We start from the raw sequence: 25,189 nt of genomic DNA on the forward strand, positions 1-25,189 counted from the left end.
GCATCCGACAAATCCCCGCGACCCATGACTGCTCCTCAAAAAGCAGTCTTGAATCAGAAGGAGGCGGGCTTGGGAATCCCTTTTGTCAACACGGCCTAGACTTGAAATGATCTTCCTCTCGTCACGCAAAATGTCTTCATAACCTTGGTGCCCCACCTCTCTTACATCGGCAATTGCGATTACATTAGGGGCGCCAACCACCTCCCCCAAAAGGAGAAATTCCTGACAGCCGTGCCGCGTAAGGTAATCCTGTGCTTGCTCGACTAAATATGCAGGGCAGAAGACTGCGACCGAATAGCGTTGCCCGCTAGCCCACAGGCCGCGAGCGGCATGCACCACGCCACCAAGCCTCATCTTGGCTTCCGTGGTGCGCGTCGGCAGTGTGAAGTCTACCGTGACCTCACCAATCAGTATCGGATTTTTCTCTGGCATTTAGCCAGCTACGAAGTCGGCTTGAACTTGCGGATTGGCGCCATTTGAGGATGCAGTGACAATACCTGTGTAGCTAAATCCATCCCCTAAACAGCCTGCTAGGTAGTTTAGCCGAGTAGGTAACGATCCGACCGATTCAACGCCCGCAACAGCGACTACTCGGCGCCTTACATCGATAGTAAGTTCGGTACCGACCGCAGGAGCGTGGCCGTGGTTAATGTAGTAATCGTGACCAGCAACGTCTTCAAGGCTAGCCGTAAATGCTTCGGCGCATTTGTCTGAGCCGCTGGAGCCACCGGACGAACCGCTGCCCGATCCCGTTTTCGGGGTACCGGAATAGTCGCTGAAGTTTCCTGATCCGCTGCTTCCCATAATACTCCCCCTATGAAAAGATTGAGACGAGGTACCTTAAACGTACCACACGAATCAAGTATTCATGACTAGAGTATCTTTTTTAAAAGGCAGGTTGGCTGACGCGCCACTCCCCCAGCCCCAAATCCCCGATCTCCCACCCCCCGATACGCCACCTTACCAGCCGCAGCGTCGGAAACCCAACCGCCGCCGTCATCCGTCGCACCTGGCGGTTGCGGCCTTCGGTGATCGTCAGTTCAATCCAGCTATCGGGCACGCTCTTGCGGTAGCGCACCGGCGGGTCGCGGTCCCAGAGTAGCGGCGGGTCGATGCGGCGGACGGTTGCGGGGCGGGTCGGGCCGTCGTTCAGCGTGACGCCGCGGGCGAGCGCCGCCAGCGCGGCGTCGTCGGGCTCGCCCTCGACCTGCGCGAGATAGGTTTTGGGCATCTTGTGCTTCGGCGACGAAATCCGCGCCTGCAACGCACCGTCATCGGTCAGGATCAACAGCCCCTCGCTGTCGCGATCGAGCCGGCCGGCGGGATAGACGCCGGGCACGTCGATATAGTCGGACAGCGTTGCGCGCGGGCCGTCGGCGGGCGCAGTCATTCCCTTGTCGGTGAACTGCGACAGCACGCCCCAGGGTTTGTTGAACAGGATCAGGCGGGTCACGGGGTGTCCTCGGCTACCGGGAAACTCACCTGTAACCGTTCGTGTCGAGCGAAGTCGAGACACCCCGAAGGCGCGCGCGAACGATGGGTGTCTCGACTTCGCTCGACACGAACGGGAAAATGAGGCGCGAACGGGAAAGAGCGAACGCCCAAAACAAAACCGGCGTCCTTTGTCGGGCCGCCGGTCTGTCTCTTACGCCGCTTCTTTTTTCCGCGACGCCTTCTTCCGCTCGTGCGGGTCGAGGATCGCCTTGCGGATGCGGATGTTCGCGGGGGTAACTTCGACCATTTCGTCATCGTCGATATAGGCGATCGCCTGTTCCAGCGTCATGCGGCGCGGCGGGGTCAGGCGGATCGCGTCGTCCTTGCCCGTCGAACGGAAGTTCGTGAGCTGCTTCGACTTCATCGGGTTGACCTCAAGGTCGTCGGGCTTCGCATTCTCGCCGATGATCATCCCTTCATAGAGCGCCTCGCCGGGCGAGACGAACAGGATGCCGCGCTCTTCGAGAGGGCCGAGCGCATAGGCGACGGCTTCGCCCGCGCCATTCGAGATGAGGACGCCATTCTTGCGGCCCTCGATCGCGCCCTTGTAGGGGCCGTATTTCTCGAACAGGCGGTTCATGATCCCGGTGCCGCGCGTGTCGGACAGGAATTCGCCGTGATAGCCGATCAGGCCGCGCGACGGGCCGCTGAAGCTGATGCGCGTCTTGCCGCCGCCCGACGGGCGCATGTCGGTCAGCTCGGCCTTGCGGATCTGCATCTTCTCGACGACCGTGCCGCTATGCTCGTCGTCGACGTCGATGACGACGGTTTCATAGGGTTCGGTGCGCTGGCCGTTCTCGTCGGTCTGGTACAGCACCTTGGGGCGGCTGATGCCGAGTTCGAAGCCTTCGCGGCGCATCGTTTCGATCAGCACGCCGAGCTGAAGCTCGCCGCGGCCCGCGACTTCGAAGCTGTCCTTGTCGGCGCTTTCGGTGATGCGGATCGCGACATTGGTTTCGGCTTCGCGGTACAGGCGGTCGCGGATCATGCGGCTCGTCACCTTGCTGCCTTCGCGGCCCGCCATCGGGCTGTCGTTGACGGCGAAGCGCATCGACAGCGTCGGCGGGTCGATCGGCTGTGCGGCGATCGGTTCGCTGACGCTCGTGTCGGCGATGGTGTTCGCGACGGTCGCGTTGGTCAGGCCCGCGATCGCGACAATGTCGCCCGCGCGCGCTTCCTCGACCGGCACGCGGTCGAGCCCGCGGAACGCCAGCAGCTTCGACGCGCGGCCGGTTTCGATGACCTTGCCGTCCATGTCGAGCGCGTGGATCGGCTGGTTGACCTTGACCGTGCCCGACTGGACGCGGCCAGTCAGGATGCGGCCGATGAAATTATCGCGGTCGAGCAGCGTCGCGAGGAAGGTGAAGGGCGCCTCTTCGTCCAAGCCGGGCGTCGGAACATGCGACACGATCGTCTTGAACAGCGGCTCCAGCGTGCCTTCGCGCGCGTCGGGGCTTTCGGAGGCATAGCCGCCGCGGCCCGAGGCATAAAGGATCGGGAAATCAAGCTGTTCGTCATTGGCGTCGAGCGTCAGGAAGAGTTCGAACACCTCGTCGAGCACTTCGGCGGCGCGCGCGTCGCTGCGGTCGATCTTGTTGACGACGACGATCGGCTTGAGGCCGAGCGCGAGCGCCTTGCCGGTGACGAACTTGGTCTGCGGCATCGGGCCTTCGGCCGCATCGACGAGCAGGATGACGCCATCGACCATGCTCAGGATCCGCTCGACCTCGCCGCCGAAGTCGGCGTGGCCCGGCGTGTCGACGATGTTGATGCGCGTCGCATCGGCGCCTTCGCCCCACTCGACCGAGGTGCACTTGGCGAGAATCGTGATCCCGCGTTCCTTTTCCAAGTCATTGGAATCCATGGCTCTTTCCTCGACACGCTGGTTGTCGCGGAAAGTGCCCGACTGGCGGAAAAGCTGGTCGACGAGGGTCGTCTTGCCATGGTCGACGTGTGCGATAATCGCAATATTGCGCAAAGACATGCGGTAGGAACCTTGATGGAAGGGGGCAGCGCCTGGAGCGCCGCTAAACGCCGCGCCCCTAACAGAAGCGGTGCTGCGGCGCAACAAGAGAGGCGCGGGCGTCCGATTTGACACTGTATTGTTCGGGCGATACACCTTGGGCGTTCAGCTCAAGGAATATCGATGCGTCTCTCCCTCGCCCGCCGCCTTATCGTCGCCGCCATTTCCGCCAGCCTCGCCGCAGCAGCACCGTCGGGCGCGGCCGAGCCCGATGCGGGCCTCGCGCTCACCTATCAGCCGGTCGTCGCAGCCGACGGCCGTTTCCGCGCGATCGACGTGACGCTGCGCTTTCGCGGCGCCGCGAGCGGCGTCACCATCATCGACCTGCCGAACGAATGGGGCGGCTTCGACAAGCTGTATACCTATCTGGGCGACATGCGCGCCGAAGGCGCGATGCTGGCCCCGTCGGCCGACCCCGCCAAGATCGCGTTGCGCCACGCGCCCGGCGCCCCGATCGTCCTGCGCTACCGGGTGCGTGGCGCCGACCGGCCCGAGCAATTGCAGGACGGCGAAGTCGTCAACGACTATCGCCCGCTCATCCAGCCGACATGGTTCCACCTGATCGGCGACGCGGTGGTGGCGCGGCCAGAGCATCTGGATGGCGATACCCCGGCAAGCTTTTCGGTCCGCGGGATGCCGGCCGGGACGCGCTTTGCGTCCGACCTCGAACATCCGGGGCTGACGCTCGACGGCCTGACCGAAAGCATCGCCGTCGGCGGCGATTTCCGCCTGATCGATGCGGGCCATGGCGCACGGCTCGCGGTGCGCGGTAGCTTTGCGACGCGCGACGACGCCGGCTGGACGCAAAGCTTCCGCCGCGTCGCGGCAGCCATGTCCGATTATTGGGGCAGCGACGCCGGGCGCTATCTCGTCACCATCATCCCCTTCGCGCCGCCGGGACCCGGCGCAACCTCGATCGGCGGCACCGGACGCGGCGATGCCTTCGCCTTTTTTGCGACGACCAACGCGCCGCCTGAAATGCTCGACCGGCTGATGGCGCATGAAATGGCGCATAGCTGGGTCAATGTGCGGATCGGCGGCTTTTCCGAAACAGTCCCCGAAGCCGAGCAATTCTGGCTGTCGGAAGGTTTTACCGATTTCACCTCATGGCGGGCGCTGGTCCGCGCCGCGGTGTGGACGCCCGAACAATATTTTGCGCAGTTCAACGACGCGCTGCGCGAATATGATGCCTCGCCCCTGCGTGCGGCTCCCAACAAGGAGGCCGCGGGGCTATTCTGGACCGACGAAAAGGCACAGCGGCTCGCCTATCTGCGCGGGATGCTCTTCGCGCACTGGGCCGACGACCGGCTGCGGCGCGCACCGGGCGGGTCGTCGATGCGCGACCTGCTGCTGGCAATGCAGGCGGCTGCTCCGGCAGCCCGCAGCGATGCCGTCACCCTGTTCGCGGCCGAAGCGCAGCGCCGCGACGCCGCGATCGGCGAAGGCATCGCCCGCTTCATCGATCGCGGCGAACCGATCGCACTGCCCGCCGACATGCTCGCCGCCTGCGGCACGCTGCGCCGATTCGAACGACCGGTGTTCGATCGCGGCTTCGATGTCGATGCAACGCTCGCGAACGGCCGCATTATCGCCGGCGTCGCCGAAGGCGGCCCGGCGTGGCGGGCCGGGATGCGCGACGGCATGACGCTGATCGGCCGCAGCGGCGGCGAGATCGGCAACAGCCAGAGCGAGATCGCCTATGATGTCGACGATGGCGGCACGAAGCGCACGCTGCGCTATATGCCGCAGGGGCGAGCCCGCGAGACGGTACGCGAATTCGCGCTCGGCGACCTTTCGCCGCCCGCCGCGCGGCAGGCCTGCATCGGTGCGCTCAGCCGCTGACCCGCGCGACCAGACGCTCGATCGCTACGCCAGCGACGCGCGCCGCGCCGACGAGATTGGCGTGAAAATCGCCGGCGCTGTCGCCGTTGGCGTCGTCGGTCACCGCCTTGACCGCAGCCCAAGGCTTGCCGAGCCGCATCGCCGCCTGCGCCACCGCGCCGACCTCCATATCGACCAGCGTCGCGCCCAGATCGCGCGCCAGCGCGGCTGCAGCCTCGGGGCAGGCAACGAAGCTGTCGCCGCTTGCGATGCGCGCGTGCGGCAAGCCCAGGCCGGGGTCGGACATTGCCGCAAAATGCGCCTCGCCCGCTTCGCCGATCGGCCATTCGCCGGCCCGATAGCGGCGGAACAGACCGGGCTGGGCCGCGCCATAATCGTGCTGCACCGCCTCGGCGATCCAATAGGCACCGGGCCCGGGTCCGAGCGAGCCGCAGGTGCCGCTCATCACCAGCAGATCGGCCGCGCCGCCAAGCATCCCGGCGCTCAGCGCAGCGTTGACCTTGCCAAGGCCGCAGGTTGCAATGGTTACGGCATGTCCATCCACCGACAGGGATCGGGGAGCGAACGCTCCCGCTTCGACCGTGCCTTGGCCGGGAAAGACAGCATCGGCCTCTTCGGGCAGCGCGGCGAGGATCAGGATGCAAGCCATGCGCGCTCCATAATCGTCTTTTGCACCATGTCGAGCGAAGTCGCCGCCGCGAAGGACGCACGCGGACTTGCCAAGGCGCCGCCTTCCGGCCATCGCTCCGCTCCATGCTCGCCCGCCTGTTCCCCGACCGCTTCGTTCCCGTCCTCCTCGCCACCATCGTCGTCGCGAGCCTGCTGCCGGTGCGCGGAGACGCGGTGCCGGTCGCGCAAGGGATTTCGACCGCGGCGATCGTGCTGCTCTTCTTCCTCAACGGTGTCCGCCTGCCGCGGCACGAGGTGCTGCACGGCATCCGCAACTGGAAATTGCAGGGCGGCGCCTTCGCCTTCTGTTTCGGCGCGATGGCGCTGGCCGGGCTCGGCGCGCAGGCGTTGACGGCGCCGCTGCTGCCGCCGACGCTGGCGCTCGGCTTCCTGTTTCTCGGCATATTGCCATCGACCGTACAGTCGGCGACCGCCGCCAGTTCGATGGCGGGCGGCAATGTCGCCGCGAGCGTCGTCGCAGCGGCGCTGCTCAATCTGGCCGGCGTGTTTCTGTCGCCGCTCCTCTTTGCCGCGCTCGCGGGCAAGGCGGGCGCGATCCACGGCGCCGCGGCGCTGCGCATCGTCGCAATCCTGCTGCTTCCCTTTCTGGCCGGACAAGCGGCGCAGCGCTGGCTTCGCCCGCTGGTGCTGCGGCACCGCGGTCTCGCGACGCTGATGGATCGCACCGCGATTGCGACCGCGGTTTATGTCGCCTTTTCCGCGGCCGTGGTCGGCGGCATCTGGACGCAGCTCGACGGGCGCGAGATCGCGATCGTGCTCGGCGTCGATGCGCTGCTGCTCGGCTGCGCCTTCGGCGGCACCTGGCTGCTCGGCGGGCTGCTCGCGCTCCGCCGCCCCGACCGGATCACCCTGTTGTTCTTGGGCGCCCAAAAGAGTCTTGCCGTCGGCGCGCCGCTCGCCGCCACGCTCTTTCCCTCGGCGATTGCCGGCATGGTGCTGCTGCCGATCCTCGTCTATCATATGGCGCAGCTGATCCTTTCGGCATGGATCGCGCCGGCGCTGGCGCGCCGCCAAGGGGTGTAGTGCTTGAATAACACAGGTCCGCATGCCATATAGGCAGGCGGCCCGTTATCGACCTGGGGCTGGAAGGATTGTTATGAGCGAAGAGACCGCGACGGCGACCGCAACCGACGAACTGAAGCTGACGCCGCCCGAACCTGTTCCTGCCGTCGCGCCCGAAAAGGCCGCCGGCCTCGTCCCGCTCTCGACCGAGCAGAAATCGAAGCTCGAGGAACGCGTCGACAGCTTCATCGACGATCTGGTGGCGCAGGACGAAAATTCGCCCGAGTTCGGCAAGCGCATCGATCAGATCACCAATATGGGGCGCAAGGAAATGCTGGAGGCGGCGAATCATTCGAACCGCTTCCTCGACCGCCCGATCAAGGCGATGGACCGCGATACCGACATCGGCCAGAATCTGATCGAACTTCGCACTACGGTCGAACGGCTCGATCCCTCGGCGAACGGCAAGCTGCTGACCAAACGCGGCTTTCTGGACAAGATCCTGGGCAGCAAGATCAACAATTATTTCGCGCAATATCGCAGCGCGCAGACCCACATCGGCGGCATCCTGACCGCGCTTGCCAACGGCAAGGACGAGCTGTTGATGGACAATGCCGCCATCGATGTCGAGCGCCGCAAGATGTGGGAATCGATGGGCAAGCTCGAACAGATGATCCACATCGCGGGCACGCTCGACCAGCGGCTCGAGGCGAAAGCGGCCGAACTCGACGGCAGCGATCCCGCCAAGGCGAAGGTCATCCGCGAAAACGCCCTGTTCTATGCCCGGCAGCGCACACAGGATCTGCTGACCCAGATGGCGGTGACGGTGCAGGGCTATCTTGCGCTCGATCTCGTCAAAAAGAATAATGTCGAGCTGGTGAAGGGCGTCGACCGCGCTTCGACCACCACCGTCGGCGCGCTCAAGACCGCGATCACCGTCGCGCAGGCGATGACCAACCAGAAGCTGGTGCTCGAACAGATTACCGCGCTCAACACGACGACCGCCAACATCATCGACGGCACCTCGAAGATGCTGAAGGACAATACGGCGCGCATCCACGAACAGGCGGCGTCGAGCACGATCCCGATGGAAACGCTCAGCCGCGCCTTCCAGAATATCTACGACACGATGGACGCGATCGATACCTTCAAGCTCAAGGCGCTCGACACGATGAAGACGACCGTGACCTCGCTCGAGGGCGAGGTCGCCAAGTCGAAGGGCTATATCGCGCGCGCCGAAGGCGCGAGCCAGGCGCAGGCAAGCGTCGGCGGCGCCGACAGCCCGCTGGCGGCGATCGAGGGCTAGGATGAGCATGAGCGAGGTCGACAAGATCAGCGCGCTCGGCAACGCGGCGATCGAACGCTCGCGCGAACGACGGCGACCGATCGGCACCAAGAGCGTCGCGCTGCGCCGCCAGCATCTCTACAAGAAGCTCGGCCGCGTCCTTGTTGCGGGCGGGATCGTGCTGATCGGCGCGGCGCTGTTCGGCGCGCTCATCAAGCCGCTCGGCTTCACGGGCCTGCTCGCGCTCATGGTGCTGCTGATCGGCGTCGCGGTGCTGTTCGGCAAATGGCCGCCCTTTCCCGAACCGCGCCAGGCCGATCTCCCCAAGGCCGACCTCAAGCAGCTCGCCGGCCGCACCGAAATCTGGCTCGAGGCGCAGCGTCCGGCGCTTCCCGCCCCGGCGCGCCAGCTCGTCGACGGGATCGGCGTCCAGCTCGACCTGCTCGCCCCACAGCTCCAGACGCTCGACGCCGCGACACCGGCGGCCGCGAATATCCGCAAGCTGGTCGGCGAGGATCTGCCCGAACTCGTCGCGGGCTATCAGCGGATCCCCGCGGGGCTGCGCGGCGAAGCGCATGCGGGACGTACGCCCGACGAAACGCTGCTCGGCGGGCTCAAGATGCTCGAACGCGAAATCGGCGACGCGGCGCGCAGCCTGGCGGCGGGCGAGATCGACAAGCTGGCGACGCGCGAACGCTATCTCCAGCTCAAATATCAGGGTCTCGAAGCCGACGACACGCCCGGCGCGGCCTGATCCGCCTCAGGCGGGATAGGCTATGCCGCGATCGCCGGCATCGGGCGCGCCGTCGCCGCGCGGCGGCACACGCTGGACATTGATCCGGTTCCGGCCGGCGCGTTTCGCGTCATAGAGCGCCTCGTCGGCGATCCGGTAGAGATATTGAAAGTCGGGGGCCGGCCGCACTTCGGCAACGCCGACGCTGGCGGTCACCGGCCGGTCGCCCATCGTGTCGCTGTGATCGCACAGCGCGATTTCGCGGCGGATGCTCTCGGCAAAGCGATCGAGCATGATGCCCTCCATCCCGATGGTCAGCAGGCCGAACTCCTCGCCGCCCAGGCGCGCGACGCTGCACATCGTCCCTTCCCACCGCGCGATGCGTTCGGCGATGCGGCAGAGGACGGCATCGCCCGCTTCATGGCCGTAGATATCGTTGATCGACTTGAAGCGATCGACATCGACGAGCAGCAGCGCCGCGGGCAGCGCCCCTTCGCGCGCCTGATCGAGCAGCGGGGTGACGGCATCGACGAAGCCCCGCCGGTTGAGCAATCCGGTGAGCGGATCGCGGCGCGCAAGCTCGTTCGCCTGCGCCTCGGCCGCCAGCGCATCGTCGCGCTCGACACGCAGATGCGCGAGCCGCCGCGTCGATGCAGCCGACAGCCATAGCGCCTGCCAGGTTGCGGCGACCAGCACCGCCAGTTTCGACCCGCCGCCCCAGAATCCGTCCTCGACATCGACCAGATGAATGATCGCGAGCGTCGCCATCGGCAGGCACCAGGCGAGCGCGAAATCGCGTGCCTCGACCGATCCCTTGCGCCAGCTCCAGCCGATGCACAGCGCGACCGCGATCAGGTCGAGGATGACCGCGATGCCCAGCAGATTGCCGAGCATCTGCAGATTGCCGGTGCGAAGCAACGCCAGCGGCACGCCAGCGACGGCGATCGCCAGCCCCAGCGCGAGGGTTCCCCGGCGCAAAGCGTGGGGAAGATGCCGGGCGTCGATCGCGGTCACCGCGCTGGCGGTCGCGACGCCGATGGCAAGGCAGGCAAGCAAGGTCGATGCCTGCGCCGACACCGTCCCCGCCATGGCGGGAAAGATCACCAGATGAATCTGCGACCATAAGGCGCCCCAGACGATCATCACGCCCGACCATGCCGCCTGCCACAGCAGATATTGGCGGCGCACCGCGACCGCGAGCGACAGGCTGTAGATGCCGCTGACGAGCAGCAGGGTGAGCGAGGCGCCGACGAGCGCCGCCATCCCCGCCGCCTGCAGGCTCGCATTTTCCTTGGGGATGAGGCGCGCGCGCAGCAGGCTGTGGTCGGCGAGGCGGTCGAAGCGCATGGTCACCGCGGTCAGCGGAGCGACGCGGGCCGGGGTCTCGAACAATATCTGGCCGCCGACGCGCCAGTGCGCGCCATAATCGCCGCGGCGCACCGTCTGCCAGCGCGTCTGGCCGTCGGCATAGGTGAACCCCACGGCGAGCCGGTCGAAGCGCGAGAAATGCACCATCAGTGCGGCGCCGTTGCGATCCTCGGAACGATTGCCGACATCGGCCCGCAACCACAGGCTGCCGTCGCGATACCCCGTCGGCTCGCCGCTGCACGAAAAGCGCAGCGCGGACAGCGCATCGTCGGGTGCGGCCAGCGGTCCGACCGCATGACAGAGCGGTGCATTGATGTGCAGCGGCGTCGCCGCGGCGGGTACAGCCCAGACCGCCGCAACGAGCCACAGCAGCACAAGCGCCCACGACGCCCGCCCCCGTCCGCGATGTTCCTGCGCCCCGATCATGCGATTCCCTTTAGCCCCCAATATCTTGGGAAAGCGTAACCGCCCAGCCCCGATCGCGCTGTGGCCGCAATCACCGGCGCGGTCGAGGCATTCGCCGGGTATTGATACATGTGCGGCTTCGGTATCCGATCGCCGCGCCCTGCAAAGGTCCGCGATTGCCCGGGCTGGCTATGGTCATGTCTAAATGGTCCCCAATCGGACGTTCGCTGGCATGCCGAAAAGCAGTGGAGATATCGACTTCTTCAATCGGCCAGGAGCGTTCGTCCGCTCACCGACCGCCAACGCGTCCAGGATCGACCGGACCAACGGGAAGCCCAGCCGATCGCTTGCTGCCATCGAGCACGGCGCGGACGTTCAATACATTTTGGTCGATCCAGCCCGGCGGCGAAATCTGGCGCGCAATAAAGCCGAGCGCGTCGGCCATGCGCGGCAAAAGCGAGGAACCGACATGCTCTGCGCCATGCACCAGCCGATATTCGTGCGCGAGCCGGGCATCGAACAAGACGCGGTGCAGAAACTCCGCGCCCTCATAAAGATAGAGCATATCCTGGTCGCCGACCTCCAGATAAATGCCGAGGCCGAGCAATCGGTCGGGCGCACGGCTTGCGATCGATGCCGGATTGTTTTGCATCCAATATTCGCCGTCGACGGGATTGCCGAATATCGGATGGAGAACCTCTTCGGGCCTCCAGAAACGCGTATGCGGTCCGACCCCCTTCCACTCCACGGCGGGCTCGACGGCAGGCTCCAATGCTGCCACCGCAGCGAAAAGCTCAGGGTGTTTGAAGGCGATGCGCAGGGAGCCCAGTCCGCCCATCGACCATCCGCCGATGAAGGTCAGCTTGCGCCCTTGGGAGACATGAGCGCTGCGGCGCAAGAAAGGCAGAACATCAAAGAGGATGAAGCTCTCCCATCGCTCCGCCCCATCCCGGAAATCCATATAGAGCGACCGACGCCCGCTCGGCGTGGCGATGATGAGCGGCGGCAAGCGGCCAGCCGCAATTTCATTGTCGAAGACGGTCTTGAAAAAGGCGAGATCCTTCTCGGTGCCGTTGCCGCCGTGAAGCAACAGCAGCAGCGGATAGGGCTCGGCGCGTCCGGCATCATAGCCGGGCGGCGCGTAGATGGCGACGCCCGGCTCGCCGGGGACATGCGACGATGCGAGCACATGATAAGCGATAGTACCTTCCGCTTCCGCTTCCGCTGCCACTGCCGTTGTCGCGGAGAGCGAGGTGGTCGCCCCGGCGACGGCGAGGCCGGCGAACTCCCTGCGGTTCAGCATCTCTATCTCCTATCGGCAGGCGACGGTTCCACCGGAAACGAAAAGCTCAGCGATCGTCCGGCGCGACGCAGCGAAAGCTGCTTGCCGACAGGGTCGACCCCCAGCCGCGATATTCGGCCTTCTGCGGATAGGCGCAGAGCGGGCGTTGCATATCGATCCTGCCGGGCTCATCGCTCGCGAACTTGGTCGCGATAACCTGCTCGGGCGCATCGCCGCCGTCGGTCCAGTCGATCAGCGCCGAGAAGAGATCATGCCTGGCACCATAAGAGGGCGGCTGCGCCGGAATACCGAGCGTGGCGTTGAAGCTGTCGGGGCCGGCTCCGCCACCGCAATGCATCACGCCGGGCGCCAGGAACAGGCGTGCGCTTTCTGCAAGCTTGGCTTCGCCGCCGACGGCGGCCGCCTGACGATCGTAAAATGCGATCGACTGGCCAGGCGCCACGAGCGTGTCGGCGAGGCCGTGGAATATAATCAGCTTGCCGCCGCGCGCGGCAAAATCGGCAAGGCTCCCGCGCGTCGCGTCGTTGACGATCGGGTCGAGCCGCGCATCGACCGCGGGCATGTCGCGGTCGAAATCAAAACCCTTCCAGTCCCAATCAGCGCCGGACACCCATTTGAACAGTGCCCCGAAAGGTGGCTGATCCTTGATCGGCTTTTGAAGAAAAGACCAGCCGAAGGTGTCGGGCATTTCGCTTCCGGGCAACCAGCCAAAATAGCTTGGCTTGCCCGCGCGGTCCGTCGGCCCTGAATAAAAGGCGCGCGCGGTTGCAACCTCGGCTTCGGTCAGGCAGGCGTCGCCCGCCGCGCCCTTGCATTGCAGAACCGCTGGGTCGAACTTGCAGCTGAGCGGATCAGAAACAAACCGGTCGCCCGCGAGGCCATGGCCCTGCCGCCAGCACGCCGCGACCGCCGCCCGGTTGAGCAACTTGAGCTTGGCATCGGATAGCAGGCTGTCCGGCGTGCGGTGCGCAGCGGCATAGTCCCAGAGCACTGCGGCGTGCCCCCATGTGCGGTTAATGACCGGCGCTCCGACCAGAACTCCGTCATAGTCTTCAGGATAGTAGAGCGATTCGATGAGCCCCTGCTGCCCGCCCGTTGAACATCCGGTGTAAAAGGAACGCGTTGCTTCGCGGCCGTAGAAAGCTTTGGTGATCGCCTTCCCGGTGATCGTCATCGCATGCGTCGAAAGTCGGCCCCAGTCCCTCCATTTGCGGGGGTGATCGATGAGGGCCTCACCTTCCAGCGGCGACGCCGGTGCGGTTCCGGCATCGGTCGTCGCCGTTGCAAATCCGCGGCGCAGGCCATCGACCATTCCCGAATAGCCGCCGGCAAGGACACCGGCAAAGCCGCCGTTGCCATTGCCATGAAAGACACCGGCCCATCGCTCGGTCGGCAGCCATATCTCGACGCCAATGTCGGAATCCGGGGCCGAGCGCACGCGCGCAACCACGCGGCAGAAGCTTCGATAGCCAGGCTTGTCGCCCGCTATGCCGAGCTCCGCGGCCTTTGCCGGAACAAGCGCCGCGCTTTCGATTGTCGTGTCGGCAAGGTGCAATCGGGCGAGGTTGGTGCAGCGCCGTGCGGCGTCGACGGACGACGGCGTTTCCGCCGCCGTGGCTGCCGCCGTAGAAACCAACAATCCGACCACCAGGGCCGTAAGGCAAGCGGCGCCATATTTCCGCGTCATATCTGTCTCCCGTCTTCTTGTCGGTGCCCAGTTCCGCCGCGCAACCTCGCCGCGCGCCAAGCGCTTTTTCGTCTAATCGCTGGCCTGCCGAGAACCGCTCGATGCTGGCGACGACCGTTTGATCATTCGCGCAAGCCAGGCGAAGAGCAGCGCGGCGACGAGATACATTGGCGCCAGCGCATAAAAGGCCATGCGGAGCGCATGTTCACCATATTGCGGGCGGAAAAAATCGCTCGCCATGCCAACGAAAGTTGGTCCGAGGCCGAGGCCGATCAGGTTCATGACCAGCAGCAACAGCGCCCCCGATATCACGCGCGCGCCCGGATCGACCTCGCTCTGCACGAACGTCACCGTGGCAGGGAGGAAAAAGGAATTGAGGAAGAGCGGCACGAACAAGAGGGGGAGCGCGACCTGCCAGCTGTCGGCAGCAGCGAAGCCGAGAAAGAAGGGCAAGGCGAGAACGAGCGACCAGGCCGGGATGCTCGCATAGGCCGCCTTGTTGGTCACGCCGAACCGGTCGATCAGCCGCCCTGAAACGAAAATGCCCGCCCCCATTCCGAGGCCGACCGCCAGCGCGTACCATATTGCCACTTCCTCGAGCGTCATGCCCTTTTCGCGCATGAGAAAAAGCGTGGCGAAATTGCTGAGGCCATAGGTGATGAAATTGGCGGCACCGCTGGCTAGCGCCGCGATAGTCAATATCCTGTTGCCGAAAAAGGCGCGGATCGCCTGCCCGAAGCTGTGCGCCGGTTCCGCCGCGGCCGCAGGAAGCGGGTCGAAGCGGCCGCGCGCGGGTTCGGGCACGATGATATAGACGAGGACTGCGGTAACGACGCCTATCGCGCCGACGATGAGGAAAGGCGCGCGCCAGTCATAGGCGGCCGCGAGCGACGCGCCGAACGCGACCCCGAGCGCCGAACCGATCGGCGGGCCGAGGTTGAAGATGCCCATCGCGGTGCCGCGCTGCTCGCGCGGAAACGTGTCCGATATGATCGCGTAGGACGGCGGAACGCCGCCGGCTTCGCCGACACCAACCGCCATACGTGCCGCCACAAGTTGCCCATAGTTCGCCGCCATGCCGCATGCCGCGGTCGCGGCGCTCCACAGGCCGCAAGCGATCGAAAGCACCTTTACGCGATTGGTGCGGTCGGCGAGCCAACCAACAGGAATCGCGATAAAACAATAGAAGAGCGCAAAATAGAAACCGGTGATCCGGCCGAGTTCGCTGTCGGTGATGTGCAAGCCGTCCTGAATCGGCTTGGCGAGGATCGAGACAAGCTGGCGATCGAGGAAGTTCAGCACATAGACGAAGCACAGCATGCCGAGCACAAGGCCGCGATGCCCGGTCGGCTTCGATCGGTCCAGGTCGGACCTCTCCGCAAATGTCCTATTGTCCATATCGCGTCCTCTCCCAGACCATTTGCGTTATCACATCCTGTCTCCCGCCCCGTTCCAGCGCTGTGCCCGATCGATGTACCAAGGCAAGACCTCAGGCGTCGCGGTCGCGTCGGCGCTGATGATCTTGGTGACGGGCCATCCGGCGAACAGCCGCTTGATCGGGAGTTCCTGCTTCTTTCCAGAAAGCGTGTGCGGGATGCCGGGTGCCTCGATCAGATGATCGGGAACGAAGCGCGGCGAGAGACTCGAGCGTATGGCCGATGCAATCGCCTGCTCCATCGCAGGGTCGACGGCTCGCCCCTCCGCCGGCACGACGAACATGATGAGCGTGCTGTCGCCGTCTTCACGCTCGACGTCGATGATCATCGTGTCGACGATTTCAGGCAGGCGCTCGACCGCAGCGTAGATTTCGGCGGTTCCCATGCGCAGGCCGTGGCGGTTGATCGTTGCGTCGCTACGGCCGGAAATGGTGCAACTGCCGTCGGTCCCGATCGTGAGCCAGTCGCCGTGACGCCATATGCCGGGCCATTCGGCGAAATAGGAGTCGCGATAGCGGCTGCCGTCTTCGTCGCCCCAGAAATAGAGCGGCATGCTGGGGAAAGGACGGGTGCAGACAAGTTCGCCGACCTCGCCGATCACAGCCTGTCCCCGCTCGTCCCACGCCTCGATGGCGGCGCCGAGGTGGCGACACTGCAGCCGCCCCGGCGTATCGGGCAATTCGGGATTTCCGGCCATGAAGGCGGCGGCGATCTCGGTGCCGCCGCTGACATTGCACCACCAGATATCGGGCCGTCCGATGGCGGCGAACTGCGCCGAACCCCAGCGCTGGACGTCGGGCGGTAGCGGCGAGCCGGTGCTACCGAGAGCGCGCACCCGGTGCAACCCGTCGAGTCCGGCGACGTCGAGCCCGGCCTTGCGGCAACTCGCGAAGAAGGCAGCGCCGGCGCCAAACCAGGTCACTCCGCCCTCTGCCGCAAAGCGCCAGAGCCGGGTCCAGTCGGGCTCGGCCTTGGTACCGCTCGGCGATCCGTCGAACAGGCAAATCGTCGTTCCGCTGAGCAGTCCGCCCACCTGAATGTTCCACATCACCCAGCCCGTGGCGCTGAACCAGTGGAAGCGGTCGCCGAAATTATTGGACTCATAGCTCGGTCCGAGATCGAAATGGAGTCGCCCCGCGGCGGTTGCCAGCAGCACCCCGCCGTGCCCGTGCACGATCGCCTTCGGAAGTCCCGTTGTGCCGCTCGAATAGAGGATCCACAGCGGATGGTCGAAGGGTAGCCATTCGGGCTCAAAGCCGGCGACCTCGGCATCGTCGCGCGCGATGGCCGCTTCGAACGCCACCGCCCCCGACACCGCCCCAGCGCCGAACCCGCTTTCGATGACGAACAATGCCTCGATACAGGGAAGTGCGGCGCAAATTTCGGCGACGCAGGCGCTACGATCCATGGCTTTGCCAGCGTAGAAGACGCCATCGACAGCGATGAGCGCCTTGGGCTCGGTTTGCCGCAGCCGATCAAGCACCGCATTGGTCCCCATGTCGGGCGAGCAAAGGCTCCATATCGCCCCCAGGCTGGCGCACGCGAGCAGGCCCACCACCGCCTCGGCTATATTGGGAAGGTAGGCCGCAACGCGATCGCCCCGCCCCACCCCGCGCCGGCGCAGTTCCAGGGCCAGTGAGGCGCTCTGCCGCTTGAGCTCGGCCCAACCGAGGGTTCGTTGCTCCCCCCGTTCGTTCACCGCCACGATGGCGGGCTGCCCGGCAGAATCCGCAGCCGCGGCGTGGCGGAAAACATGGCGCGCATAGCTGACCTCGGCGCCCTCGCACCAGCGCGCACCCGGCATCGTGTCTGCGCCGAGCATCGCGGAGAAGGGCGTCCGCGATTCGATCCGGTCATAGTCCCAGATACTGCGCCAGAAGCCTTCGAGATCGGTCACCGACCAGCGGTGCAAATCGTCATAATGCGCGAACTCGAGGTCGCGCGTGGCCTTGAGCACTTCGAGATACAGGCGGATCTGCGGGACGGGAGCCGCGATGGCCGCGCTGTTGCTGGCAATTGGCATCGAATGGCGAACCTTATTCATGTCGGAAGGAAGCCGAGTTTCGCGCGCGCTCACGAACATCGACCAAAAGGAACGGCAGCGCGACCTCACGGACGCGCTGCCATCCGCATCAGAAGGATGTGCGCAGGCTCATCGCGGCATAGCGCCCGATCGCATTATAGGCGCCGCCGATGCCGTCGGTGCCCGGGAAGAATGGCGGCGTCTTGTCGAACAGATCGTTGATCTGCAGCGCGACCTCGGTTCCCTTGGCGAATGGCAGGTCGGGAAGCTTCAGCGAGAGTCGCAGATCGACCGTCGTATAGCCTTTGGCCTTGTAGAGGCTCGACCCGGTTGGCGTCGCATAGGCGGCCGTCACGCCGCTGCGATGGTTGACGAAATTGGCAAGCGTCACCGGCCCCGCAGCGATACCCAATGTCGTGCGCAGCGTGGTTCGCGGTATCCCGGCCTCGAGCGAGTTGCTGACCGCCGACGTCGGCGAGAGCTGGTTGCGATACTTCAGGATATAATTGCCCGCGATGCCGCCGAAAAGGGTGCCGAAACCCGCCGTGTGCCGATAGCGCACGTCGAAATCGATCCCGTTTGTCTTGCGGATACCGAAATTGCCCTGCCGCAGGTCGAGGATGTTGCCGATCGCCGGGACGGCCGCGAAGGTGTAGAAAAAGGGCACCGTATCGCTGATCGCGTCGGTCAGTTGTCCCGCAGTCGGATTGCGGATGACGCGCGATGCGAAGGTCGGGTCGCTGAACAGGATGGCGCCTAGCCCCGAAGGGGTTCCGATGACATCATCATATTTGATATCATAAAAGGTCGCGCTCGCGCTGAAATCGGGCGCGAACCGCGGCCGAAGATCGACGCCGAAGGAGAAGGTCCGCGCCTTTTCGGGCTTGAGCGCCTGATTGCCGCCGTAGAGGAGAATTGTATTTACTTGCGTCGCCCCGCGCGACGGGTCGCGCGCACCGAACGCATCGACCAGCGCCGCCGCGGCATAGTAGGACCCCACGGTGGACCCTAGATCGCGCAGCCCCGGTGCGCGGAACGAGCGGCCATAGCTGCCCCGGAAATTCAGCCCTTCGACCGGTTCCCAGGTCAGGCCGACCTTGGGATTGGTCGTCGAACCGAAATCGCTGTAGTGATCGTAGCGCCCCGAAAACGACAGCGTGAGACTGCGCAGCATCGGCGATGCGTTGCCCTCGCCAACGATCGGCACAAACAGCTCGCCGTAGAGCGACTGGACGCTGCGCTTCAGGTCTTCGGGGAAGCCAACGCCGCCACTCGATCCGCGCTGATCATAGGTCTCGCGCCGATATTCGGCGCCGAGCGCAACCTTGATCGCACCGCCAGGCAAATCCGCCAGCGGCCCGTCGACTTTCACCGCGCCGATCCGGGTGCGCTGATGATTGGTGAAGTCGGTCGGATTGTCGAGGATGGCCGCAACGACAGCGGGGCTCGTTCCGGTACCGAACGGGTCGAGCGCAGTCGCGGCCGTCGTTCCGGCGGCCGCCGCCGCCAGCGCTGTGGTGTTGATGCCTGGCTGGAACGTGTCATTCCGCGACCAATTGAAGGTGCCATAGACGCTGGCTTTGAAATCGCCGGGCAGCTTGACGTCGAGGCCGGCCGTCGCATTCCCCGTCCGGACTCGGTAGCTTTGGTCGAAATGATCGTCGCCAACCAGCTTGTCGGGCCTGAAATCGACATATTCATAGGTCGTTCCCGTTCCCGGCGGGGGGCGGAAAAACGGGTTGGCCGCCGTCAGCAGAACGAACGTCTGGCCAGGCAGCGCCGCTTGGACAATATCCTTGCGGTCCGAATAGAGAAGATCGGCCCACACGGTGACCGCGGAGGAGAGCTCCTGCCGCGCCGACACGAAAAGGCTGTGCGTGCGGTTCTGCGGTACCAGGTCGACGGGTCCGCGCGGATCGCAAGTGTTGATCCCCGGCGTCAGGCTCGGCGCAGCATAGATGGTGCCGGTGAACAGATTGACGTTCGCGTCCGGGCAGACGGTCGAGCGCGTATCGATGCCGCCCGCAGCACGAAAATCGAGCGAGCGATACCGGCGGTCGGCCCCGGTGATGTTGCTGTTTTCGGAATATTGATACGCGGCGACGAAGGAACCGCTGTCCCAGGCATGCCCGAAAATCGCGCCGGCGTTGAAGGCATGATAATCGTCCGCAAAGCCATAGCGAACATTGGCCTCGAAGCCCGACACGCGCTTGCGGGTGATGAAATTGACAACCCCCGCGACCGCATCCGACCCGTAAATCGCCGATGCGCCGTCGGCGACGATCTCGACGCGTTCGATCGCGAGTTCGGGCAGGAACGGATAGTCCGGATTTGTCTGCTGGGTGCTGCCGGAGATCAGGCGATGGCCGTTCATCAGCGGCAAGGTTGCCGCCGGCGGCAAGCCGCGCAGGCCGGGCGCAAAGGAACCGAGGCCGCCGTTGCTTGTGCGCGGTGCGGTGTTGAAGCTGTTGAGCTGTGGCACGGTCGCGAGCAATTCGGGGGTGCTCGCGGCCCCGATCAACTTGGCATCATCGCGCGACACGCTGATAAGGCCGGAGCCGGTGGGCGGGATGCCGCGGATGCTGGAGCCCGTGACGATAATCTCGGAGTCACTCCCCGCCACACTATCCTCGACCGCATCGTTCGCGCCGGCGCCTTGCGCCTGCGCGGCGGTGGCCGCACCCAGCATGACCGCGAAGATGGCCGAACCGCACAACATGCGCGCGCGGCTCCCCGTAAGAATGAATCTGGTCGACATGGTGATCCTCTTCCCTGCTGCTCTTGTCTTGGTCACGGACATTGCCGCGGCCGGACGTTGCCGGCTTGCTATGCTGCTTATGGTTTGCCAGAGCCGTTGGTAAGAGCATTGCCGGACATCACTATGTCTCTAGAGGACAAGATCGCACGAAAGGGCTGCTATGACCGTCGACGAGGATCAGAGCACGCTGACCAGCCGCAATCCGCGCGCCGGCTTCCCCTCGCTTAATCAACGCATCTTCGCCCCTTTCAAGATCGCGACCGTCATCGATACGGTGGCGGGGCGTGGAATCCATGCGGCGACCGTACTTGAACGGACGGGATTGACGCTGGCCGAGGTGCGCGATCCGCATACGCTGACCTCGATCGGCCAGTATCTGACCGCCTGCGAAAATATCGTGGTGGCCGGTGCGCGGTTCGCGGACGCCTTCGCGATCGGGTCGCGGCTGCATCTGTCAGCCTATGGCATGTACGGTTATGCGCTGATGTGCTCGCCGACGATGCGCGACTTCTTCGACTTCGCGGTACGCTACCAGCCGCTCGCCACCCCCACGGTACGGCTTGGCTGGCGGACGGAAGGAGAGGTCGCCGTTTGGCAATTTCAGGAAATCTATCGCGACGTGATGAGCAATGACGTGCGCACTTTCCTCATCCGCCAACAGATGAAGATGACCTACACCCATATTCGCGACGCGGCGGGATCGGACAATGTTCCGGTCCGCGCGCGGTTCGCGCTGCCCGAAGAGGCGCGCTCGGCGGAGGACGAACGCGAACTGTCCTGCCCCTGCTTCTACGCCGCGGATGCCAATGAACTGCATTATCCGATCGGCATCCTCGAACAGACGCCGGAACTGGGCAACCGGTTGACGCGCACGATGCTCGAAGAGACATGCGACCGGCTGATCGGCCAATCGCGAATATCATCGGGACTGTCGGGGGAAGTTTATCAACTCCTGCTCCTCGCCCCGAACCACTTCCCCTCGATGACGGCGATCGCCGAACAAATCGGGCTGCAGGAACGCACGCTGCGCCGTCGTTTGGCCGCCGAAGACACGAGCTATGGCGAGATCGTCGACGATGTCCGCCGGAAACTCGCCATCGAATATCTGCAGACAACACGCATGAGCGTCGATGATGTCGCCTGGAAGGTCGGTTTCAGCGACAGCGCCAACCTGCGCCGCGCCGTCCGCAGGTGGACCGGCAAAACGATCAACGAAGTCCGCTCGGAAAAATAGCCGAGATCGCAGTGAGGCGGCCTGGGGGAAACAGGCGTTGCCGCCTGGGGCGGATCGCGGTCTGTCCGTTTTCGGGTGGGAATCGCAGCCGCGACATAGCGCGCGCGCCGCCGTCGATTTGGTCGCTCTGGACGTCGCGGCGGAATGGCCTTTTGCAATCGATAACGATGCAGGGCTGACGAGATAGTCCGGACCGCGCCAGACGGCGCAGCCCGGTGAAAAGCATTCAACCCAATGTTGTTTTGAAGCTCGGCGGCAATACGCGGGTTATCGGGTCGGAGTTCCCGACGGAAAATGGAAATTGGTGAGGCAGTCCGCTCAAATGATTTCGGCTAGAATCCACTCATTTTGGAACGGAAAAATGCGTAACCAGCGCCGCCGACGAAGGCTGACACCCGTCGACGAACGGCATAATGGATGGCTTTCCCGGTCATAGAACCGGCTGGTGCGCTCTAGCCGGATGCCTCTAACCAGACACGCTGCTCTGCCAAAATGGCTGGCCGAAAGTCCATATTGGCGGAGCCCGAAGCGCGCTGCATCGTCTGTTTTATGGACCATCACCCACATCCGTCAGCCCTGTCCCGTCCCGGAGGGCCGAGCGAATGCCGCCGCGCGGTGCCATGACCAGACCCAGCGAGATTGTCCTGATATTGGGAGACCAATTGACCCCCGCCATCTCGTCGCTCCGCGATGCGTCGCCGGCCGACACGATTCTGCTGATGGCCGAAGTCGCCGAAGAAGCGGGATACGTTCCCCACCACCGCAAGAAGCTTGCCCTTCTCTTTTCCGCGATGCGCCATTTTGCCGAGGAGATGTGCGCACAGGGATGGCGCGTCGACTATGTCCGCCTCGACGATCCGGACAATAGCGGATCGCTCGGCGGCGAGGTTGCGCGCGCACGCAATCGCCATGGCGACCTTCCCTTGCGCGTGACCGAAGCGGGCGAGTGGCGCCTCGCCGAGGCGATGCGTGCCTGGACGAACTGCACCATCTTCGCCGACGACCGATTTTTCTCTGCACCCAATCAATTCGCGGCGTGGGCCGAGGGTCGGAAGACTCTGCGGATGGAATATTTCTACCGCATGATGCGCCGCGAGACGGGGCTGCTGATGGATGGCGAAGTCCCGCTCGGCGGCCGCTGGAATTTCGATGCCGACAACCGCAAACCCGCCGAGCGCGATCTTCTGATGACCCGCCCGCACGCTTTCCCACCCGACGTCATCACACGCGATGTCATGGCGATGGTCGAAACCCGATTCCCCGATAATTTCGGTGCGCTGTCGCCATTCGGATTTGCCGTCACCCGTGCCGATGCGGAAGCGGCATTCGACGATTTCGTCGCGCATCGGCTCGCGCGCTTTGGCGACAATCAGGACGCCATGCTCGCCGGCGAGCCTTTTCTCTACCATGCGGTGATCGCGCAGTATCTCAATTGCGGGCTACTCGATCCGCGCCGGGTTTGCGCCAGCGTCGACGAGGCTTGCCGCGCGGGACGCGTACCCATCAACGCCGCCGAAGGCTTCATTCGCCAGATCCTCGGATGGCGCGAATATGTGCGCGGCATATATTGGCATTTCATGCCCGGCTATGCCGATGAGAACCGGCTCGGCGCCACGCGGCCGCTCCCCGCATTCTACTGGACCGCCGATACCAATATGGCGTGCGTTGCCGCCTGCGTGCGCCAGACGCGTGATGAGGCCTATGCGCACCACATCCAGCGGCTCATGGTCACCGGCAATTTCGCGCTGCTGGCGGGAGTCGATCCGGCCGAGCTCCACCGCTGGTATCTCGCCGTTTATGCCGATGCCTATGAATGGGTCGAGCTGCCCAATACGCTGGGCATGAGCCAGTTCGCCGACGGCGGGCTACTTGCATCCAAGCCTTATGCGGCGAGCGGCGCTTATATCAACCGCATGTCGGACTATTGCCGCGGCTGCCGCTACGATGTCAAAAAGCGGACCGGTGCGGGAGCTTGCCCCTTCAATTTTCTCTATTGGGATTTCATCGCGCGGCACGCGGTGCGGCTTGGCGCCAATACCCGCATGCAACCGGTTCTGCGCGGCTGGAACCGTTTTGCCGAGAAGGAACAGAGGCAGATCCGCAGCGAAGCAAGTCGATTTCTGGCGGCGATGGACGAAGATCGTGCTCAGTAGGCGATTGGCTGCCCATCCCACGCAAAGAAGCCGCCGCTATCCTCGGCTGTCAGGCGCTCGATCACCTGCAGCGGATGATCGGCGCTTTGTTCGGCGCGTTGCAATTGCCCCGCCGCCAAACCGCGCTGAAACGGCATCGAAAGCCGCGTATCGACGGTGCCGGGGTGCAGGCTCACGACGATGCTCTCGCGGTTCATACGGCTTGCCTCGATCGCAAAGCCGCGCACGAAAGCATTGAGCGCCGCTTTCGACGCGCGGTAGCCGTACCAGCCGCCGAGCCGGTTGTCGCCGATCGAACCGACGCGTGCCGAAAGAAAGGCCATGACCGCGCGGCCATCGCGCGCGAGATGCGGCAGGAAATGCTTCCCCGCAATCGCCGGGCCGATACTGTTCACGTGGAAAAGTTCAGCAAGCGATGCTGGGTCGAGCTGCCGCATCGATTTTTCGGGCCTTACGGCATTGGCGCGGTGCAGCAGGCCGGTCGCGACCAGGATGAGGTCGAGCGGCCCTTCGGCGGCGATTGTCGTTGCAGCCTCTTCAAGGCTCGCTTCATCGGCGAAGTCGAAGGTGAAGGACGTCACCGCCGGGCTTCTCGCCAAGGTCGCGCGCCGCGAGCCGGCATAGATTGTCTCGACACCCCGACGCTCAAGCGCCGCGACAAGCGCCGAACCGATACCACCGCTCGCGCCGAGCACGCAGGCCCGGCGCGGCGTCCCTCTCCCGCGTCTTTCGTTCATCGCGCGGCGGTTTGCACGATGGCGGCGCTCAGGCGATACCGCCTTTGGTGCAGTCTGCCCTTGTCATCATCAGAAACCGGCCTCGACGGCAACGCGAATCGCGTCGGCCGTGGTCGCTACGCCGAGCGCCTTCAGCAGCGCGGCGCGGTGCATCTTCACTGTCCGCTCCGAAAGGCCGAGGCTGTAGCCGATCTGCTTGTTGAGATTGCCTTCGGCCATCAGCAGCAGCACCTCGCGCTGCCGCGGTGAAAGCGCGTCGATGCGCGCGCGCGCCTCCGCCTGGCGCTCGCCGCGCTGAAGCACACCATCGTCAACTTCCATCTGCGACCCCAGAAAATATTCGAGGCTGCCATCGCTTCCGAAGATCGGCGCGACGAGAACGGCGTTGCGGAAAGGCGTGCCGTCCTTCTTGTAATTGAGGATTTCAACGAGCACGGGACGCCGTTCGCGGATGGCGCTGCGCAACTGTTGGCTGAGCTCGGCTTCGGTTCCCGGACCGGTCAGAAACCGGCAATTCTGGCCGATGATCTCGGCGGCCGAATAGCCGGTCAGCGCGACAAAGGCATCGTTGCATTCGACGATCGGATTGTCGGGGCGCCGAGGATCGCTGATGACCGCCGCGATCGGGCTGGTTGCGATCATCGCTTTGAGGGACATGCAATTCGGACTTTCATCTTCGGGGAGCGACCTGCCCCAATGGACATGTTGCGACAAAGCAGCGCCGCAATGCAAGTCATAGTCGGCGGCCGTCTTCCCTCACCTCCCCTCCGGGCCGCCACCCGAGGTACCGCATCATGAACTTCGTCGCCCGCCCTCCCTTTCTCGATACGCCGGACGTGCCTCCGGTTTCGGATGATGGCAAACTTCCGGTTCCCGCCGACGTCGCGCGCGCGATCGAAACGCTGATCCGCTGGGTCGGCGACGATCCGGCGCGCGAGGGACTGCTCGACACGCCCAAGCGGGTCGCGCGCGCGTGGAAGGAATATTGCAGCGGCTATGGCGAGGACCCGGCGGTC

General features: G+C 64.7%; 19 protein-coding genes. 7 read left to right on the forward strand and 12 right to left on the reverse strand.

Features of this window, described 5'->3' with window-relative positions; genetic code table 11:
- The 3 genes from ATE59_RS18285 to typA form a co-directional block, all read right to left on the reverse strand.
- Positions 1–432: hypothetical protein (locus ATE59_RS18285; protein ID WP_231737478.1), on the reverse strand; the 432-nt coding region annotated here is incomplete at its 3' end.
- A gap of 454 nt (positions 433–886) precedes the next feature.
- Positions 887–1,453 (reverse strand): pseudouridine synthase, encoded by a 567-nt coding sequence (locus tag ATE59_RS17060; protein WP_058813446.1) that lies wholly within the window; start codon positions 1,451–1,453, stop codon positions 887–889.
- Between the two features lie 192 nt (positions 1,454–1,645).
- Positions 1,646–3,478 (reverse strand): translational GTPase TypA, encoded by a 1,833-nt coding sequence (gene typA / locus ATE59_RS17065; protein ID WP_003050854.1) that lies wholly within the window; start codon positions 3,476–3,478, stop codon positions 1,646–1,648.
- A 162-nt stretch (positions 3,479–3,640) separates the two neighbouring features.
- On the opposite strand from typA, the gene ATE59_RS17070 reads away from it, so the two are divergent.
- Complete coding sequence (locus ATE59_RS17070) at positions 3,641–5,359, forward strand: M61 family metallopeptidase (protein WP_058813447.1); 1,719 nt, start codon at positions 3,641–3,643, stop codon at positions 5,357–5,359.
- Here the strand turns inward: ATE59_RS17070 and ATE59_RS17075 are convergent.
- Positions 5,349–6,008 carry a 5'-methylthioadenosine/S-adenosylhomocysteine nucleosidase family protein gene (locus tag ATE59_RS17075; RefSeq protein WP_058813448.1) on the reverse strand — a complete coding sequence of 220 codons (660 nt, stop codon included), beginning with the start codon at positions 6,006–6,008 and terminating at the stop codon, positions 5,349–5,351. The two genes, ATE59_RS17070 and ATE59_RS17075, sit on opposite strands and share 11 nt — an antisense overlap.
- A gap of 104 nt (positions 6,009–6,112) precedes the next feature.
- Between ATE59_RS17075 and ATE59_RS17080 the strand changes: the two genes are divergently transcribed.
- From ATE59_RS17080 to ATE59_RS17090, 3 genes are all read left to right on the forward strand, one after another.
- Positions 6,113–7,072 carry a bile acid:sodium symporter family protein gene (locus ATE59_RS17080; RefSeq protein WP_058813449.1) on the forward strand — a complete coding sequence of 320 codons (960 nt, stop codon included), beginning with the start codon at positions 6,113–6,115 and terminating at the stop codon, positions 7,070–7,072.
- A gap of 73 nt (positions 7,073–7,145) precedes the next feature.
- Positions 7,146–8,357 (forward strand): toxic anion resistance protein, encoded by a 1,212-nt coding sequence (locus ATE59_RS17085; RefSeq protein ID WP_003050867.1) that lies wholly within the window; start codon positions 7,146–7,148, stop codon positions 8,355–8,357.
- 7 nt (positions 8,358–8,364) lie between these two features.
- The gene (locus ATE59_RS17090; RefSeq protein ID WP_231737490.1) at positions 8,365–9,090 is read left to right on the forward strand and encodes a hypothetical protein; all 726 of its coding nucleotides are present in this window, start codon (positions 8,365–8,367) and stop codon (positions 9,088–9,090) included.
- A gap of 6 nt (positions 9,091–9,096) precedes the next feature.
- Here the strand turns inward: ATE59_RS17090 and ATE59_RS17095 are convergent, their stop codons facing one another.
- The 6 genes from ATE59_RS17095 to ATE59_RS17120 form a co-directional block, all read right to left on the reverse strand.
- Positions 9,097–10,863: a sensor domain-containing diguanylate cyclase gene (locus ATE59_RS17095; protein WP_003050872.1), complete on the reverse strand. Its 1,767-nt coding sequence runs from the start codon at positions 10,861–10,863 to the stop codon at positions 9,097–9,099.
- A gap of 268 nt (positions 10,864–11,131) precedes the next feature.
- Positions 11,132–12,145, reverse strand: coding sequence for an alpha/beta hydrolase (locus ATE59_RS17100; RefSeq protein WP_058813451.1), 1,014 nt, complete (start codon positions 12,143–12,145; stop codon positions 11,132–11,134).
- Positions 12,146–12,191: 46 nt separating this feature from the next.
- Positions 12,192–13,793 (reverse strand): tannase/feruloyl esterase family alpha/beta hydrolase, encoded by a 1,602-nt coding sequence (locus ATE59_RS17105; RefSeq protein WP_231737492.1) that lies wholly within the window; start codon positions 13,791–13,793, stop codon positions 12,192–12,194.
- Positions 13,794–13,904: 111 nt separating this feature from the next.
- A complete protein-coding gene (locus ATE59_RS17110; RefSeq protein WP_058813453.1) occupies positions 13,905–15,230 on the reverse strand; it encodes a spinster family MFS transporter in 1,326 nt (441 codons plus the stop codon).
- Positions 15,231–15,260: 30 nt separating this feature from the next.
- Positions 15,261–17,291 (reverse strand): acetoacetate--CoA ligase, encoded by a 2,031-nt coding sequence (locus ATE59_RS17115; RefSeq protein WP_156416832.1) that lies wholly within the window; start codon positions 17,289–17,291, stop codon positions 15,261–15,263.
- 109 nt (positions 17,292–17,400) lie between these two features.
- Positions 17,401–20,049, reverse strand: coding sequence for a TonB-dependent receptor plug domain-containing protein (locus ATE59_RS17120; protein WP_058813454.1), 2,649 nt, complete (start codon positions 20,047–20,049; stop codon positions 17,401–17,403).
- Between the two features lie 160 nt (positions 20,050–20,209).
- On the opposite strand from ATE59_RS17120, the gene ATE59_RS17125 reads away from it, so the two are divergent.
- Both ATE59_RS17125 and ATE59_RS17130 read left to right on the forward strand, forming a co-directional pair.
- The gene (locus tag ATE59_RS17125) at positions 20,210–21,283 is read left to right on the forward strand and encodes an AraC family transcriptional regulator (protein WP_058813455.1); all 1,074 of its coding nucleotides are present in this window, start codon (positions 20,210–20,212) and stop codon (positions 21,281–21,283) included.
- Positions 21,284–21,903: 620 nt separating this feature from the next.
- Positions 21,904–23,436: a cryptochrome/photolyase family protein gene (locus tag ATE59_RS17130; protein WP_058813459.1), complete on the forward strand. Its 1,533-nt coding sequence runs from the start codon at positions 21,904–21,906 to the stop codon at positions 23,434–23,436.
- On the opposite strand, the gene ATE59_RS17135 is transcribed toward ATE59_RS17130, so the two are convergent.
- Entirely contained in the window at positions 23,430–24,173 is a 744-nt protein-coding gene (locus ATE59_RS17135) for an SDR family NAD(P)-dependent oxidoreductase (protein ID WP_058813456.1), read from the reverse strand. The genes ATE59_RS17130 and ATE59_RS17135 overlap by 7 nt on opposite strands.
- Before the next feature lie 69 nt (positions 24,174–24,242).
- The gene (locus ATE59_RS17140) at positions 24,243–24,830 is read right to left on the reverse strand and encodes a PAS domain-containing protein (protein ID WP_058813457.1); all 588 of its coding nucleotides are present in this window, start codon (positions 24,828–24,830) and stop codon (positions 24,243–24,245) included.
- Positions 24,831–24,967: 137 nt separating this feature from the next.
- Here ATE59_RS17140 and ATE59_RS17145 point away from each other — a divergent pair.
- On the forward strand, positions 24,968–25,189 hold a 222-nt coding region (locus ATE59_RS17145; protein ID WP_197409202.1), incomplete at its 3' end, for a GTP cyclohydrolase I.

This window comes from Sphingopyxis sp. A083, assembly GCF_001468495.1.
GTDB lineage: Bacteria > Pseudomonadota > Alphaproteobacteria > Sphingomonadales > Sphingomonadaceae > Sphingopyxis > Sphingopyxis terrae.

Bases quoted from the DNA above. Each gene is read 5' to 3' on its own strand.
- typA (WP_003050854.1), bottom strand. From the start codon at position 3,478: ATGTCTTTGCGCAATATTGCGATTATCGCACACGTCGACCATGGCAAG.
- ATE59_RS17070 (WP_058813447.1), top strand. From the start codon at position 3,641: ATGCGTCTCTCCCTCGCCCGCCGCCTTATCGTCGCCGCCATTTCCGCC.
- ATE59_RS17075 (WP_058813448.1), bottom strand. From the start codon at position 6,008: ATGGCTTGCATCCTGATCCTCGCCGCGCTGCCCGAAGAGGCCGATGCT.
- ATE59_RS17080 (WP_058813449.1), top strand. From the start codon at position 6,113: ATGCTCGCCCGCCTGTTCCCCGACCGCTTCGTTCCCGTCCTCCTCGCC.
- ATE59_RS17085 (WP_003050867.1), top strand. From the start codon at position 7,146: ATGAGCGAAGAGACCGCGACGGCGACCGCAACCGACGAACTGAAGCTG.
- ATE59_RS17090 (WP_231737490.1), top strand. From the start codon at position 8,365: ATGAGCGAGGTCGACAAGATCAGCGCGCTCGGCAACGCGGCGATCGAA.
- ATE59_RS17095 (WP_003050872.1), bottom strand. From the start codon at position 10,863: ATGATCGGGGCGCAGGAACATCGCGGACGGGGGCGGGCGTCGTGGGCG.
- ATE59_RS17100 (WP_058813451.1), bottom strand. From the start codon at position 12,145: ATGCTGAACCGCAGGGAGTTCGCCGGCCTCGCCGTCGCCGGGGCGACC.
- ATE59_RS17110 (WP_058813453.1), bottom strand. From the start codon at position 15,230: ATGGACAATAGGACATTTGCGGAGAGGTCCGACCTGGACCGATCGAAG.
- ATE59_RS17115 (WP_156416832.1), bottom strand. From the start codon at position 17,291: ATGCCAATTGCCAGCAACAGCGCGGCCATCGCGGCTCCCGTCCCGCAG.
- ATE59_RS17120 (WP_058813454.1), bottom strand. From the start codon at position 20,049: ATGTCGACCAGATTCATTCTTACGGGGAGCCGCGCGCGCATGTTGTGC.
- ATE59_RS17125 (WP_058813455.1), top strand. From the start codon at position 20,210: ATGACCGTCGACGAGGATCAGAGCACGCTGACCAGCCGCAATCCGCGC.
- ATE59_RS17130 (WP_058813459.1), top strand. From the start codon at position 21,904: ATGACCAGACCCAGCGAGATTGTCCTGATATTGGGAGACCAATTGACC.
- ATE59_RS17135 (WP_058813456.1), bottom strand. From the start codon at position 24,173: ATGAACGAAAGACGCGGGAGAGGGACGCCGCGCCGGGCCTGCGTGCTC.
- ATE59_RS17140 (WP_058813457.1), bottom strand. From the start codon at position 24,830: ATGTCCCTCAAAGCGATGATCGCAACCAGCCCGATCGCGGCGGTCATC.